Origin of the sequence: Xenorhabdus budapestensis, from assembly GCF_002632465.1 — a bacterium.
GTDB lineage: Bacteria > Pseudomonadota > Gammaproteobacteria > Enterobacterales > Enterobacteriaceae > Xenorhabdus > Xenorhabdus budapestensis.
In genome coordinates this window covers 107,689-123,955 of sequence record NZ_NIBS01000010.1, presented here as the reverse complement: position 1 = coordinate 123,955, position 16,267 = coordinate 107,689, and the positions used below count along the sequence as shown (strand labels likewise).

10 protein-coding genes and 1 pseudogene are annotated in these 16,267 nt (G+C 41.9%); 10 read left to right on the top strand and 1 reads right to left on the bottom strand.

Annotated elements, in window-relative coordinates:
• Positions 1-56 precede the first annotated feature (56 nt).
• Positions 57-1,592 carry a dGTPase gene (gene dgt / locus Xbud_RS10945; protein ID WP_099136104.1) on the top strand — a complete coding sequence of 512 codons (1,536 nt, stop codon included), beginning with the start codon at positions 57-59 and terminating at the stop codon, positions 1,590-1,592.
• On the opposite strand, the gene Xbud_RS10940 is transcribed toward dgt, so the two are convergent.
• A complete protein-coding gene (locus Xbud_RS10940; protein ID WP_099136103.1) occupies positions 1,585-3,924 on the bottom strand; it encodes an ATP-binding protein in 2,340 nt (779 codons plus the stop codon). The genes dgt and Xbud_RS10940 overlap by 8 nt on opposite strands.
• 53 nt (positions 3,925-3,977) lie before the next feature.
• On the opposite strand from Xbud_RS10940, the gene rlmD reads away from it, so the two are divergent.
• The 9 genes and pseudogenes from rlmD to aceK all read left to right on the top strand — a co-directional run bounded on the left by rlmD (position 3,978) and on the right by aceK (position 16,223).
• Complete coding sequence (gene rlmD, locus Xbud_RS10935) at positions 3,978-5,354, top strand: 23S rRNA (uracil(1939)-C(5))-methyltransferase RlmD (RefSeq protein WP_099136102.1); 1,377 nt, start codon at positions 3,978-3,980, stop codon at positions 5,352-5,354.
• Positions 5,355-5,377: 23 nt separating this feature from the next.
• The gene (relA, locus tag Xbud_RS10930) at positions 5,378-7,615 is read left to right on the top strand and encodes a GTP diphosphokinase (RefSeq protein ID WP_099136101.1); all 2,238 of its coding nucleotides are present in this window, start codon (positions 5,378-5,380) and stop codon (positions 7,613-7,615) included.
• A 6-nt stretch (positions 7,616-7,621) separates the two neighbouring features.
• On the top strand, positions 7,622-8,422 hold the full coding sequence (gene mazG, locus Xbud_RS10925) for a nucleoside triphosphate pyrophosphohydrolase (RefSeq protein WP_099136100.1): 801 nt from the start codon (positions 7,622-7,624) through the stop codon (positions 8,420-8,422).
• A 355-nt stretch (positions 8,423-8,777) separates the two neighbouring features.
• Positions 8,778-9,719, top strand: coding sequence for a homoserine O-acetyltransferase MetA (gene metA, locus Xbud_RS10920; protein ID WP_099136099.1), 942 nt, complete (start codon positions 8,778-8,780; stop codon positions 9,717-9,719).
• 704 nt (positions 9,720-10,423) lie between these two features.
• A complete protein-coding gene (locus Xbud_RS10915) occupies positions 10,424-10,789 on the top strand; it encodes a LecA/PA-IL family lectin (protein WP_099136098.1) in 366 nt (121 codons plus the stop codon).
• 215 nt (positions 10,790-11,004) lie between these two features.
• Positions 11,005-11,121: pseudogene (locus Xbud_RS10910) on the top strand (IS1 family transposase); the annotation flags it as partial.
• A gap of 319 nt (positions 11,122-11,440) precedes the next feature.
• Positions 11,441-13,039, top strand: coding sequence for a malate synthase A (gene aceB, locus Xbud_RS10905; RefSeq protein WP_099136096.1), 1,599 nt, complete (start codon positions 11,441-11,443; stop codon positions 13,037-13,039).
• Positions 13,040-13,103: 64 nt separating this feature from the next.
• Positions 13,104-14,411 (top strand): isocitrate lyase, encoded by a 1,308-nt coding sequence (gene aceA, locus Xbud_RS10900; RefSeq protein WP_099136095.1) that lies wholly within the window; start codon positions 13,104-13,106, stop codon positions 14,409-14,411.
• A gap of 78 nt (positions 14,412-14,489) precedes the next feature.
• The gene (gene aceK, locus Xbud_RS10895; protein WP_099136094.1) at positions 14,490-16,223 is read left to right on the top strand and encodes a bifunctional isocitrate dehydrogenase kinase/phosphatase; all 1,734 of its coding nucleotides are present in this window, start codon (positions 14,490-14,492) and stop codon (positions 16,221-16,223) included.
• Positions 16,224-16,267 lie beyond the last annotated feature (44 nt).

Sequence of the window (16,267 nt, the reverse complement as noted above, 5' to 3'; positions counted from 1 at the left end):
CTGTTTGCCGGATATTCCGGCCATAAATAATCGTATTATTCGGTATGGGGGGATTGATGCCTAAGATTGATTTCAAGCAAAAATTGAATTTCCAGCGTAAATATAGACACTCTTCCATACATTCTGCCGATGAAGATCAGGTAAATCGTCAGTTTGAAAGTGATCGCGGGCGGATCATCAATTCAGCAGCCATTCGGCGCTTGCAGCAGAAAACCCAAGTGTTTCCATTGGAACGTAATGCAGCCGTGCGCAGTCGATTAACCCATTCATTGGAAGTCCAGCAGATTGGCCGTTATATCTCAAAAACTATTATTGCAGAATTGGCAAAACAGAATTTATTGGAAAAATATGGCCTGAATGAGCGTTTAATTGCTTTTGAAAGCCTGATTGAGATGGCCTGTTTGATGCACGATATCGGCAATCCCCCATTTGGTCATTTTGGTGAAGCGGCAATTAAGGATTGGTTTTCCCGTCGGCTCGATCCTGAATATTTGCCTGAGTCCGCTGAACATGCCAATCGACAAGATAAATGTCAGGTCGCAGCGTTACGTTTATGTGGTGAAGAGGAAAAAGATCTGTTCCGTCGCCAATTACGTATGGATCTATGCCAGTTTGAAGGTAATGCCCAGGCTATCCGGCTGGCGCATAGTCTGCTTAAACTGAATCTGACTTATGCCCAAATCGGCTGTATTCTGAAATACACCTGCCCGGCCTACCGCCTTGAAGAATCTCCGGCAGAATTCAGTTATCTGATGAAGAAAAAAGGTTATTACTGGTCAGAAGACAGTTTTATCGGTGAATTAAAAGAAGAGCTGCAATTAGAGGAATTCTGCCGTTTTCCACTGACATATATTATGGAGGCCGCAGATGATATCTCTTATTGTATTGCAGATCTGGATGATGCTGTTGAAAAGGGTATTTTCAATGTTGAGCAATTGGTGGGATATTTGAAACAGGAGTGGGAGGAAAATGGAGGTCACAGAAAAGGTGATCTGTTTGAATTCACAGTTACTCAGGCTTATAAAAAAACAACCAATAATGAAGCCCGCCGTAATATTCATGAACAGTTTTTTATGTATCTGCGCGTGTTTATCACAGGGCGGCTAGTTCCCTATACGGCTCAACGTTTTATTGATCATCTGCCTGAAATTTACGCAGGAACTTTCAATCAGGCTTTGCTGGAAGCTAACGGTGAAGAGCACCGTTTGTTAAGCACATTAAAAAGCGTTACGCGGAAGCGGGTATTTAATCACCAGGAAGTGGAAGAGCTGGAGTTGCAGGGCTACCGAATTATTACTGGCTTGTTGAATGTATATAGCCCATTGCTGGAATTATCACGACAGGATTTTCTGGAGTTACACCGAAATAATTTCCACAAAAAATATTTTATTGAAACGCGCTTGTTGCACAAACTTTCTAACAAACATCGGCTGGCTTATAACGAGGCAGTGGAGGGGATCACCGCCATTGATGAAGCTGAGAAAGATGTGCTCGAATTTTACTATCGTGCTCGTCTTATTCAGGATTACATCAGTGGTATGACAGACCATTATGCTTACGAGGAATATCGTAAATTTATGGTATCTAAGTAAGTATCTTGGCAGTTCTTAATATATCAGGAGCTGCCGCAATAATGTGGTTGATCTCGTCAATGAACTCCAGCAATTCTGGCTCTAAATCGGCCAGTGGAGTCTCCTGTTTCAACTGCTTTTCAATAAGTTCACAAATCGCTTTTAGCTTGGGGACACCGTTGTAGCAACAGCTACCATGTAATTTATGAACGTGATGAGCAAATTGTTTGCGGTGGGATTCACCCTCTGAAGTTAAAGCCTGCTCAATCATAGTCTTCATTTCTGGCAGAGATTGCACGAACATCTCCAACATTTCCCTCGCTAATGATTCTTTTCCGGCCGTTTGCTGTAAGGCCAGCCGCCAATCGATAGCTTGTGGCTTTTTTGTCAGGCTGTATTGATTCAGCAGGGCTTTTAAGCGAACTTCATCCAATGGTTTAGACAGACAGTCGGTAAAAGGTGAATGGACTCTGTTGCGAGTTTCATCACAGGGAAAAGCAGTGACAGCAATAATCGGTGTCTGTTTATGCTCAGGTAGTTGATGGATCTGTTCTGAAGTTTGAATGCCATCCATATCTGCCATTTGAATATCCATCAGAATGAGGTCTAATGGGTGTTTCTCCGCCATTTGCAGGGCTTCCATACCACTACTGCATAAAATGGTGTTTTCCACTTGCTCATTTAAGAGTGTGCCAATTAATTTCAAATTGGCCGGGTTATCATCTACTGCCATTACTGTCATGGACAAACGGGGGAGCACAGGAGGCTGAGGCAAACGTTCTGGCAAAAAGCCCGACAGGATATCTTCTTTTTCCAGCCAGATATCAAAATAAAATACCGTCCCTTTAGTTGGCTCGCTGGTAAAATCGATTTCTCCGTTCATTTCATTCACCAGTTTTTTGGTGATACTCAATCCTAACCCAGTACCACCATAATGGCGGGTGATACTCGCATCAGCCTGATTGAACGCCTGAAACAGAATAGGGCGATATTCTGATTTAATACCGATGCCGGTATCGGTCACGGTAAAATCAATGTGTACCATATGCTGACGCAGTTTGATTTCCAGCGTAATACTGCCTTTATCCGTGAATTTTATGGCATTGCCAATTAAGTTAGTGAGTATTTGCTGCAAGCGCATGGGATCACCAATCATCAGATTTGGCAACTTGTCATCAATGTAATGATACAGAGGAAGATTTTTCACATTGGCAGAAGGTGCCAGCAATTCGATAACTTCGTTGACGGTGTCACGCAGCAGAAAAGGAACCTGATCCAATACCAGTTTATTGGACTCCAGACGTGAAAAATCCAGAATGTCATTGATAATTTTCAGCAGATTATTAGCTGAACGTTCAATGACATAAAGATATTCAGCCTGTTGGGATGTTATTGATGTTTTCAACATCTGGCGGGTAAATCCAATAACGCCGTTGAGTGGCGTGCGTAATTCGTGGGACATATTCGCCAGAAATTCTGTTTTGATCCTGACCGCTTCTTGTGCCCGTTTCTTGGCAATAGTCAGCTCAACATTTTGGATTTCCAACTGCTCCATCGTAATTTGCAGGTCAGAAGTGGCTTGATCGATATGCAGCTGCATTTCATCTTTATACTTTAACAGGGATTTTGCCACCGTATTGATCCCGTTCTGGAGTGCAGACAATTCTCCCGGCATGGCACCCGTGATTCTCGTGTCTAACTGCCCCTGACGGATACGGTTAACCGCTTTCACCATACAATCCAGGGGTTCTGTCACCTTACGTACCAAAATGTGGGCAAACAGCGCAGTGCCTCCAAGGCAAAGGATAAGCAGAATGATAGATGTTGCGATTTCTTTGTATTGCTGAAGCTGGGCAGCCCGTAAATCCAGATCAATGGCAATATAACCGATAGGAGTTGCATTGTTGATAGCATTGCGCTCCTCCTGAGAAGAGCTGGTTTCCGAGATAATCGGCATTTTCAGGACAATACTGTTACTATCTTCCTCTTTAGTCAGTGTTGTCGGTATAGGGTCATTTGGCCTGAGGCGCAGCAGATCGACATCATATTTATCATTGGAAATTTCGAATAATTTATGATGTTCATCGAAAATTGCAATAGCCATAACGATTTCGGAATTGCGGTGATGAAGGCTATTTATCAATGATTTTACGCGCTTACTGTTATCCAGATTTATCCCTACCTCACTGGCAATGGATAAAGGTTCAATAATGCTGATCCCACTACGGACTATCAGGCTCTTCAACTCATAATAGCGGTATGAGATAAATGATATACTCACAAGCGTTCCGACCAGTAGAACAGGAACCAAAATCAGGCTCATCATACGGGTGCGTAGGCTATATTTGGTCATAAGCGTCCATTGTGGGAAAATCAAAACTCAATTTTTCAAAGTCAGTCAGAATCATGGTGCAATTTTACTCCCCAAACCGCCGCTCCGTAAACCTAGGTATTATTTCAGTTACCGCAGATAATCTTGATGCTCAAGGGCAGGGTATTGCCCGTCATCATCAAGGAAAAACGATTTTTATCCCGGGGCTATTGCCCGGTGAGCAGGCACAAATCCAATTGACAGAAGAAAAACGCCAGTTTGCTAAAGCTAAGGTAGTAAAACGGTTATCAGACAGCCCATTTCGTGTGGATCCGCGCTGCCCGCATTTCAAGGTGTGTGGAGGTTGTCAACAGCAACATGTTGCTGTTGAATTACAAGCTAAAACTAAAGCCGATGTGCTTGAACATCTGATCCAGCGGGAAACAGGGGTCAGTATCAGTGCTCAGCCCATTATCCACAGCCCGGAATACGGGTATCGGCGTCGGGCAAGGCTCGGTCTGCAATATCAAGTCAAACAACGTAAGTTATTGATGGGCTTTCGTCAGAGCCAGTCCAACGATTTGGTGGATGTTAAACATTGTCCGGTAATGCACTCTGAGCTGGAAAAATTGTTACAGCCATTGTCTCAATGTTTAAACAGCCTGAAAGCAGTTAAGCGACTGGGGCATGTTGAATTAGTTTTGGCGAATAATGGCCCATTAGTTGTTTTGCGTCATCTTGACCTCATAAAGCATGAAGACAGAGACACACTGCGCATTTTTTCTGAGCAGTATAAGGTAGCGATTTATCTGGCTGGCGATGAAAAATCCCTTGAGCGGTTGTTTCTTGGAGCATGGTCTCCAGAATCTCTCTCTCCTGAACATTTAGCGGAAGGACAATCTGAGCCGTGGTATCAGGTGGGTGGTTTGAAGTTGGTTTTCAGTCCGCGGGATTTTATTCAGGTTAATGATGAAGTTAACCAAAAAATGGTGGCTCAGGCTCTGTCATGGCTGGACTTACAGCCAGACGACCGGGTATTAGATCTTTTCTGCGGAATGGGGAACTTTACACTGCCGATAGCTACTAAAGTACAAGCAGTTGTCGGTGTGGAAGGAGTTGCGGCATTAGTTGCAAGTGGGCAGTATAATGCTCGGCTAAATGGACTTAATAACGTCAGTTTTTTCCACGAAAATCTGGAATCAGATATTCACCAGCAGCCTTGGGCTGCGCAGGGGTTCAATAAAGTATTGTTGGATCCTGCCCGCGCCGGTGCTGCGGGCGTCATGTCACATATAGTAAAACTGGCCCCTGAAAAAGTGGTTTACGTTTCTTGTAATCCCACAACTTTGGCGCGGGACAGCAAAGTTTTGCTAGAGGCCGGTTATCATCTTGTTAGTGTGCGGATGCTGGATATGTTTCCGCACACTGGTCATCTAGAGTCCATGGCACTGTTCTGCTCTGCCGTGAGCTGATGACCATCGAGTAGGGAGAAATTATGGTTGCGGTAAGAAGTGCTCATATCACACCAGCAGGTGAATTTGCTGTCGATAATTGGATCGCGAGTTTAAACATTGTTAATCCACAATCCAGTGAAAAATTAGCTGAAACATGGCATTACTGTTACGAGAGGGTTCAGGATTATCCCAATGCAGAGCTACTGTTGTGGCGCGGTGTTGAAATGGTAGAAATCCTGTCTACATTGAGTATGGATAATGACAGTATGCGTGCAGCACTGCTTTTTCCCTTTCTTGATGCCAAGATACTCAGCAATGAAATAGTGACAGAAACCTTTGGCAAATCCATCACAGATCTGGTGCATGGTGTGCTGGAAATGGATGCTATCCGCCAGTTAAAAGCCACTCATACGGATTCCACTTGCTCGACACAAGTGGATAATGTACGTCGTATGTTGCTGGCTATGGTGGAAGATTTTCGTTGTGTGGTTATTAAATTGGCAGAGCGGATTGCCTACTTGCGGGAAGTAAAAGATGCCAGTGAAGATGAACGGGTATTGGTCGCAAAAGAGTGTTCCAATATCTATGCACCTCTTGCCAACCGGCTAGGTATTGGTCAGTTAAAATGGGAGCTGGAAGATTTTTGCTTCCGTTACCTGCATCCTGATGAATATAAAAAAATAGCTAATCTTTTACATGAACGCAGAATTGATCGTGAGCAATATATAAAAAAATTTGTCACGACTTTACGCCGGTATATGCTCAAAGAAGGGATCTCCGCAGATATTTACGGGCGTCCTAAACATATTTATAGCATCTGGCGTAAGATGCAGAAAAAATCCCTCTCTTTTGATGAACTGTTTGATGTGCGTGCAGTCCGTATTGTCGTTGAACGGTTGCAGGATTGCTATGCGGCATTGGGGATAGTACATACTCACTATCGTCATCTGCCGGATGAATTTGATGATTATGTTGCTAACCCGAAACCAAACGGTTATCAATCAATCCATACCGTGGTACTGGGGCCAAACGGTAAAACACTTGAAATCCAAATCCGCACCCGTCAGATGCATGATGATTCTGAGCTTGGAGTAGCCGCCCACTGGAAATATAAAGAAGGTACAGCGATTGGTGTTGGTAAATCAGGCAGTTATGAAAGCCGGATTGCATGGTTGCGGAAACTAATCGCATGGCAGGAGGAAATGGCAGATACCGGCGAGATGCTGGATGAAGTCCGCAGTCAGGTATTTGATGATCGTGTTTATGTTTTCACACCAAAAGGGGATGTGATTGATTTACCGACTGGTTCAACCCCGCTGGATTTTGCTTATCATATTCACAGCGATGTCGGTCATCGCTGCATTGGGGCGAAAATTGGCGGGAGGATTGTGCCGTTTAGTTATCAGCTCCAGATGGGGGATCAGATTGAAATCATCACCCAGAAACATCCCAATCCAAGCCGTGACTGGCTGAATCCGAACCTTGGCTATGTCACTACCAGCCGTGGACGGGCGAAGATCCATAACTGGTTCCGTAAGCAAGATCGTGATAAGAACATTATTGCCGGACGCCAGATGTTGGACAATGAACTGACACATTTAGGCGTCACGCTTAAAGAGGCCGAAAAAGAACTTATTGCCCGCTATAACGTGAATTCGTTGGAAGAAGTTCTGGCTAGTATCGGTGTGGGGGATATCCGTATTCACCAATTGGCGAATTTCCTGCAAAGCAAATTCAATAAAACCACGGCAGAAGAAGCAGATCGTGAGGCACTCCGTAGTCTGGAGAACAAAACATACTCTCCGCGCAATATGCAAAAAGACAATGGCCGGGTTGTCGTAGAGGGTGTTGGCAATCTGATGCACCATATTGCCCGTTGCTGCCAGCCGATCCCTGGAGATGATATTGTTGGGTTTATTACACGTGGACGCGGAATTTCCATCCACAGAGCAAGCTGTGATCAATTGGCTGAGCTGGAAATCAGTGCACCAGAACGGGTGGTGGATGCCGTGTGGGGAGAGAGTTACTCCAGTGGTTATTCTCTTGTAGTGCGGGTAATTGCTAATGACCGTAGCGGATTACTACGTGATATCACTACGATACTCGCCAATGAGAAAGTCAATGTGCTCGGTGTCAGTAGCCGCAGCGATGTGAAGCAGCAACTGGCTACGATTGATATGAACATTGAGATTTATAATTTACAGGTGTTGGGGCGAGTGCTAGCAAAACTCAACCAACTGTCTGATGTAATTGAAGCCAGACGCCTGCACGGTGATTAAAAAAATATGGATAAGATAAATTTAACTTCGATTGAACGTCTTAAAGGAATTATGGCGCGACTGCGCCATCCCCAACATGGTTGCCCATGGGATAAGGTACAAACTTCTTCTACTATTGCCCCGTACACGCTGGAAGAAACCTATGAAGTCATTGATGCCATTGAGCGCAATGATAACAATGCTCTGAAAGAAGAGTTGGGTGATTTGTTGTTTCACATTGTCTTTTATGCCCAGATGGGAAAAGAGCAGCAATTGTTTGATTTCGACGATATTTGCGAGGCGGTTTGCGACAAGCTAGAACGCAGGCATCCTCATATCTTCAATCAACAATCAGGTATCAACAGTGAAGAGGCCATTGGTAGCTGGGAACAGCGCAAGACTGCGGAAAGAGCGGAAAAAGATCAACATTCCGTACTGGATGATATTCCTGCCAGTCTGCCCGCATTGATGAAAGCCTATAAAATCCAAAAACGCTGTGCTTCCGTTGGTTTTGATTGGGACACCGTCGGGCCCGTTCTGGATAAAGTTTATGAAGAGATCGACGAGGTTATGGATGAAGTGAAACAGGCTGTTGTGGATAAAGCGCGCGTAGAGGAAGAACTTGGCGATTTACTGTTTGCAGTCGTCAATTTCTCCCGTCATTTAGGGCATAAACCTGAAATGGTGTTACAAAAAGCTTGTCAGAAATTTGACAGCCGTTTTCGCAATGTTGAAAAATTGATTCATGATAAAGGATTGTCATTGGAAACTGCCACATTGGATCAAATGGAAGCGATGTGGCAGAGGGTAAAAAAACAGCAAATTTAGGGATAGATTACATGTTTGTTATAACACTGAAACCGCTTTGAAAGCGGTTTCAGGTTATTGACAAAATGTGGTTTTTTTATTCGGCACTTTGATTTAATCAAGTTCTGTTCACCAAACGGCGCTTGTCACCATGTTAAGAATATCCCCTCTCCAGACTTTTCCGCCAGAAACCCTCTCGCTTGACGAACTCGTGAACCGAATGGCTTTTTTGCGTTTGATTTTTTATTACTATTTCTTATTTCATAGAATGAAATAATTTCAATTTGCGTACAAGAACTCGACATTATCCCCATACCTAGGTTAGATTTGGCTATCTAGAAGGCTGGATATATGTGGAATAATTGAGGTTTAGACAATGCCAATTCGTGTACCAGATGAACTGCCAGCAGTTAATTTTCTTCGCAATGAAAATATCTTTGTCATGACATCAACAAGGGCGAATATTCAAGATATTCGTCCCTTAAAGGTATTGTTGTTGAATCTTATGCCAAAGAAGATAGAAACGGAGAATCAATTTATCAGGCTATTGTCCAATTCACCGTTACAGATTGATATTCAGTTGCTGCGAATAAACAATCACCAATGTAAAAATACGCCAGCAGAACATTTGGATAATTTTTATTGTGATTTTGAATCCATAAGAGACCAAAATTTTGATGGTTTGATCGTAACAGGTGCTCCTTTGGGATTAGTAAAATTTGAAGATGTTACTTATTGGCAAGAAATTGAAAAAATTATCAATTGGGCTAAGTGTCATGTGACTTCAACACTTTTCGTTTGTTGGGCCGTTCAGGCCGCGTTAAACATTCTTTATAACCTCCCTAAATATACACGAACAATTAAACTATCAGGTGTTTATTCTCATACAATTCTGGATCCTTTTGCACTATTGACCAGAGGGTTTGATGAATCATTTTGGGCTCCTCATTCACGTTTTGCTGATTTTCCGGAGTCAGCTATTCGTGAGCATACAGATCTAGATATTTTGGCTAGTTCAGAGGAAGCTGGTGTTTATTTGTTTGCTAGTAAAGATAAAAGGTTGGTATTTGTCACGGGGCATCCAGAATATGATGTTGGAACATTAGCAGCAGAATATCAGCGTGATCAAATTGCTGGGTTAGCACCTGTGTTACCGGCCAATTATTTTCCGAATAATGATCCAGAAAATAAGCCTGTTGCAACATGGCGTAGTCACGGACATTTATTATTTTCAAATTGGCTTAATTACTATGTATACCAGATCACACCGTATGATCTAAGCATAAAGGATTTAATTTTAATGAATTCAGATAATTAAATTTTATGTTTATTTAATTTTTCTTTGGTATTTATATAATTATTTATACACAGATAGTTGCATAACTATATAAACACAGCACAAGATGAGAACATCAACAGAGTGCTGCTAACGAGTATTGTCGGTAGTGAGCTGGTCAGTACGCCAAACGTTCCGACCTTGTGAAGAGGTTGCGACGCTATTCGTCGGAACCTATTAAGCGATTGAGGTAGCAGCCAACTGATAGCCCTGCCAGTAAGAAGATTTTCCCGTAACCGTGATCTCCTGATCTTTTCGCAATAACATCACCGATAGTGCCATCTCATCAAACCAACGACACGCAGCGGGTAATCACTGCGCTTCTCACTGTTTTATATCATCTTGTTTTTAAAGAGCTTTTTAATTCTAACGATTTGCTATAATTAAGTTTAATCAAAGATTTATAGTGTTTCCTAAAAGTTACGCGAAAGTTTTCACTCGTCTTACTTAATTCTGTCAGAGAGACGGAAGTTAATTAAATCAAATGGTTAAAAGACGAAGAGGAAGCATCTTTGCCAAATTTTATCACCAATGGGAATGGATTTTATTGATGTCCTCTCAGCCATTCTGTGCCACCCTAACCCAAGAAACATTCTCCAGTATTGATGAACCAGTTTATTGATGTTCACAGGCGGAGAAGTATCCCGCCTTCATGAAGTTATAAAAACATAATTGGAGGTAATACTATGTATGATTGGTCTGGAACTGTTCCCGGCAAACTAGCGCAAGGTCAACCGACAGGGCTTGTACTCCAAAAAGGAGATGTAATATCTATCATTGCTTCAGGATGGGTGAAAATTGCCAATGACAACCGTCCGAATCTGTGGTCTGCTCCTCAAGGGCGTCCTCCTAATCTTTCAGGTGGTGCTTTAGTTGCAAAAATTGGTGATAAGACCTATGAAATTGGCAATGGTGTACTCCACAAGACAGTTCCCATAGATGGCGAATTAACTCTTTTATTTTTAGATACTCATCATAAAGATAATTCCGGTGACTTTTATGTTAACGTTAAAATAGAGTCACGTTATTCTCCTCTTGAAGAAAGAAAATAAATAATCTCAATATTTAACCCGCAGCTTTCTGCGGGTTTATCATATAACTCACCCATCAATAACATTCCGTTAATATCATATTAACCCGAATATTCTTTTTTGTTGCGTCCTGTGTGAATTAGATACGGCTGTTATTTAAAACGTTAGATAATACCTGTTCAGAATATCGAAAAAAGTAATGCAGTGGAGTGAAAACTTTCATAATGTATTGTTTTTTAATTCTCCGTCAGCATTTGGCAAGACTGGCTCGCAACACTCTGTTTTTTTCAAAATCCATAGAAATGTATGACAGAATCATTGGATATTATCTGAATATTCCTCATTATCAATAAATTGGAATCATTACCAATCAGTTTAAAACTGTGAGAAATGAGAACTGACTGAAGCGAGTCATTTCTCATTTTTTTAATTTTCTGTTTTTCTGCCAGCAGATCCCCATTTTTTCCATTTCTTATATATAACAAAAGCTTAACAATGTCGTGTGGATTATTTTGGAATTCAATTCCCTGTTTTTGTTTTCTTTTATTTTATATAACATAATGATTTTAATATTATTTTTTTATTTATTTAAAATAATGGAAATGGTTTTTGATTTATTTTTTATATTGATTACTCTTATATGGATGAGTATTTTAAAGCGAGGAACCGGGGATGGCACAGCAAGTGTTAGCAACTGAATTAACTTTTATAAAACCTTTCTCTGAAGCTGAAAAACAGGTACTAACAACTGAATCTGTTCAATTTTTAGAGGATCTGGTTGTCAAATTTTCTGACAGACGTAGAGAATTACTAGAAGATCGTGTGAATTGGCAGAAGAGAATAGATGATGGCGAGCTTCCGAATTTTATTTCGGAAACTATTTCCATTAGAAATGGCGACTGGAAGATTCAGGGTATTCCTGACGATCTTAAAGATCGCCGAGTGGAGATCACAGGTCCTGTAGAACGAAAAATGGTCATCAATGCATTAAATGCCAATGTTAAGGTGTTTATGGCAGATTTTGAAGATTCTCTGGCACCAACATGGGATAAGGTCATTGATGGGCAAATTAACTTACGGGATGCGGTTAATGGGACAATCTCATATGCTAATGAACAGGGTAAACGTTATGAACTGAAATCTGATCCCGCTGTTTTAATTGCTCGTGTCCGGGGATTACATCTGTCAGAAAAACACGTCATTTATAAGAATGAGTCAGTCTCTGGCGGATTATTTGATTTCGCACTTTATTTTTACTTGAATCATAAGCAGTTGCTGGCAAAAGGGAGTGGCCCTTATTTCTATTTGCCTAAAATTCAGAGCTACCATGAAGCGCAGTGGTGGAGTGATATTTTCAGTTTTACGGAAGAGCGTTTCAATCTGCCAAAAGGGACGATAAAAGCTACCGTCTTAATTGAGACACTGCCAGCCGTTTTCCAAATGGACGAAATTCTCTATCACTTACGTCACCACATTGTTGGTCTGAACTGTGGACGGTGGGATTATATTTTCAGTTATATCAAGACATTAAAGAATCATGCTGATCGCGTTTTACCTGATCGTCAGTCTGTCACCATGACACAGCCTTTCTTGAGTGCTTATTCCCGTTTATTAATTAAAACTTGTCATAAGCGCGGCGCATTCGCTATGGGGGGAATGTCGGCATTTATACCGAGTAAAGATCCTGAGCAGAATCAGAAAGTATTAGACAAAGTCAGGGCTGATAAAGATCTGGAGGCTAATAATGGCCATGATGGTACATGGATCGCACACCCCGGCCTCGCTGATGTTGCTATGGATGTATTCAATTCCAAACTAGGTGATAGATCAAATCAACTGATGGTTTTCCGTGAAGAAGATGAAACGATTACTGCGGAACAACTGCTTGCACCGAGCTTGGGAGAGAGAACAGAAGAAGGGATGCGGGCAAATATTCGGGTTGCCGTCCAGTACATAGAGGCATGGATTTCAGGTAATGGTTGTGTACCGATATACGGTTTGATGGAAGATGCAGCTACTGCGGAAATTTCTCGTACCTCTATTTGGCAATGGATCCACCATGAAAAGTCACTTGCCAACGGTAAAAAGGTAACAAAAGAATTGTTCAGCCAGATGCTGAAAGAAGAATTGGTAGTCATTAAACAAGAAGTTGGGGAGGAGCGTTTTAACCAAGGGAGATTTATGGAGGCTTCAGACCTGATGGAACGGATCACCACACAAGATGATTTAGTCGATTTTCTAACCCTACCGGGCTATCAATTACTTGATTAATGCAAAAACAATATCCGATTAATAAATTAATATCTAATTAATTAAGAATAGGAAATAAAACATCATGACCGTTTCTCGAGCACAACAAGTCACTCAATTAGAACAAGAATGGAAAAAACCACGCTGGAAAGGTATTAACCGTCCATATAAAGCTGAAGATGTCATTAAATTACGCGGCTCAGTCAACCCTGAACATACTTTGGCGCAAATGGGAGCGAACAAGTTATGGGAACTGCTGCATGGAAAATCAAAAAAAGGTTATGTAAACGCACTCGGAGCACTGACAGGTGGTCAGGCGCTTCAGCAGGCTAAAGCTGGCCTTGAGGCGGTTTATCTTTCTGGCTGGCAGGTTGCTGCTGATGCTAATACAGCCGCCAGTATGTATCCCGATCAATCACTCTATCCGGTTGATTCTGTCCCGAATGTCATTAAGCGTATCAATAACAGCTTTCGCCGTGCCGATCAGATCCAATGGGCAAATGAAATTGGCCCTGAGAGCATGGAATACATTGATTATTTTCTGCCGATTGTGGCGGATGCAGAAGCTGGATTTGGTGGTGTCCTGAATGCGTTTGAATTAATGAAATCAATGATTGAAGCTGGTGCTGCCGCAGTTCATTTCGAAGATCAGTTGGCTGCTGTGAAGAAATGCGGGCATATGGGCGGCAAGGTATTGGTGCCGACTCAAGAAGCCATTCAAAAATTAGTAGCCGCTCGTTTAGCGGCCGATGTATTAGGCGTTCCAACTCTTCTTATTGCCCGTACTGATGCTGATGCTGCTGACTTACTGACATCTGACTGTGATCCTTATGACCGTGAATTCATCACTGGCGAACGGACTTGCGAAGGCTTCTTCTGTACCCGCGCTGGCATTGATCAGGCTATCAGTCGTGGATTGGCCTATGCACCGTACGCAGATGTTGTTTGGTGTGAAACTTCTACCCCGGATATTGAGGCTGCCCGTCGTTTCGCAGAAGCGATTCATACAGAATATCCGGAGAAATTACTGGCATATAACTGTTCCCCATCTTTTAACTGGAAAAAGAACCTAGACGATAAAACTATTGCCAGTTTCCAGGAACAACTTTCTGAGATGGGATATAAATTTCAGTTTATTACTTTGGCTGGTATTCATAGCATGTGGTTCAACATGTTTGATTTGGCATATGACTATGCTCGCGGCGAAGGAATGAAACACTATGTTGAGAAAGTTCAAGAGCGGGAGTTTGCAGCACTTGATCGAGGCTATACTTTCTCTTCGCATCAACAGGAAGTGGGTACAGGGTATTTTGATAAAGTAACCACGATTATTCAGGGAGGAGCATCTTCTGTTACGGCTCTGACTGGATCAACAGAAGAACAGCAATTCTAAGTTTACATATCTATTGATATCACTTTTGGGGGATTCCGTAAGGAATTCCCCTTTACGCGTCGGATTAAGGTGGTAAATATGGAAACAGATTTCGCACACTTAGTTGCACAAACTATTTTACAGGGATTTGATGCGCAATATGGCCGATTTCTGGAAGTCACTTCTGGCGCACAACAGCGTTTTGAACAGGCAGATTGGCATGCAGTACAGCAGGCAATGAAGAAACGTATCAACCTGTATGACCACCATGTTGGTTTAGTGGTTGAACAATTGAAATGTATCAGTGGTTCATTGCAATTGCAGTATGACGAAGAATACATTGCTAGAGTCAAAGCTGTTTATACCCGTTTACTGCCGGATTATCCCCGTTTTGAGATTGCAGAAAGTTTTTTTAACTCAGTTTATTGCCGCTTGTTTCAGCACAGAAATTTGCAGCAAGAAAATTTATTTATCTTCTCTTCCCAACCACTACGGCGTTTTCGTCATATTTCGCGGCCATTATCACGGGATTTTTTTCCTGATGGCAACTTAGAATCCATGTTGCAAGCAATCTTAAATGACTTACCGTTGCGTCTGAAATGGGAAAATTTAGAGCGGGATATTGGTTACATCACGCAGTACTTACTGAATACATTTTCTCGACACGACTTATTGCAGGCAACATTTCAGATTGCTAACGAACTATTTTATCGTAATAAGGCTGCCTGGTTGGTAGGAAAAATCAGACTGGATGCAATGACTTATCCATTTTTATTACCTATTCACCATGATGAATCAGGCAGAATTTTTATTGATACTTGTTTGACTCATCATGATGATGCCAGCATTGTTTTTGGTTTTGCCCGCTCTTACTTTATGGTTTATGCCCCTTTGCCGGCAGCAATGGTGGAGTGGTTGCGTGAAATTCTACCAACCAAATCAACGGCTGAACTCTATATGGCTATTGGTTGCCAAAAACACGGTAAAACAGAATATTATCGTGAATATCTGACGTTTATTAACTCATCTCAAGAGCAATTTACCATTGCCCCGGGGGTGAAAGGTATGGTTATGCTGGTCTTCACTTCTCCTTCCTTTGACCGTGTATTTAAGGTTATAAAGGATAAATTTGCTCCACAGAAAGAGGTATCTCAGGAGCGGGTTCAGGAGTGTTATCGGCTGGTAAAAGAGCATGATCGCGTCGGAAGAATGGCAGATACACAGGAGTTTGAGAATTTTATCATCGATAAACGCCATATCAGCCCGGAATTAATGGAGGAACTGCAAAAAGAGATCCCTGCAAAACTTGAAGATCTGGGTGACAAGATCTTGATAAAACACCTTTATATGGAACGGAAAATGATCCCACTGAACATATACATGGAACAAGTGGATGAAATTCATATGAAAGATGTCGTAGAGGAATATGGGAATGCGATTAAGCAGTTGGCAGCGGCGAATATTTTTCCGGGTGACATGTTATTTAAGAATTTTGGTGTTACACGTCATGGACGGGTAATTTTCTACGATTATGACGAAATCTGCTATATGACCGAAGTGAATTTTAGAGATATACCTCCGTCGCGTTATCCAGAAGATGAACTTGCTAGCGAACCGTGGTACAGCGTTGCTCCCAACGATGTTTTTCCTGAGGAGTTCCGGTATTTTTTATGTAGTGACAAGCGTATTCGTAAGTATTTTGAGGAAAGCCACAGTGACCTATTTAAAGCAGATTACTGGCGGGCATTGCAGGAGCGTATTAAAAGAGGACATGTAGAGGATGTTTTTGCTTATCGTAGTAGACAAAGGTTTTGCCAGCGTAATGAAAACTGAGAAAAAAATATAGCGTAAGACGGTATTTACCATAAATAAAATAA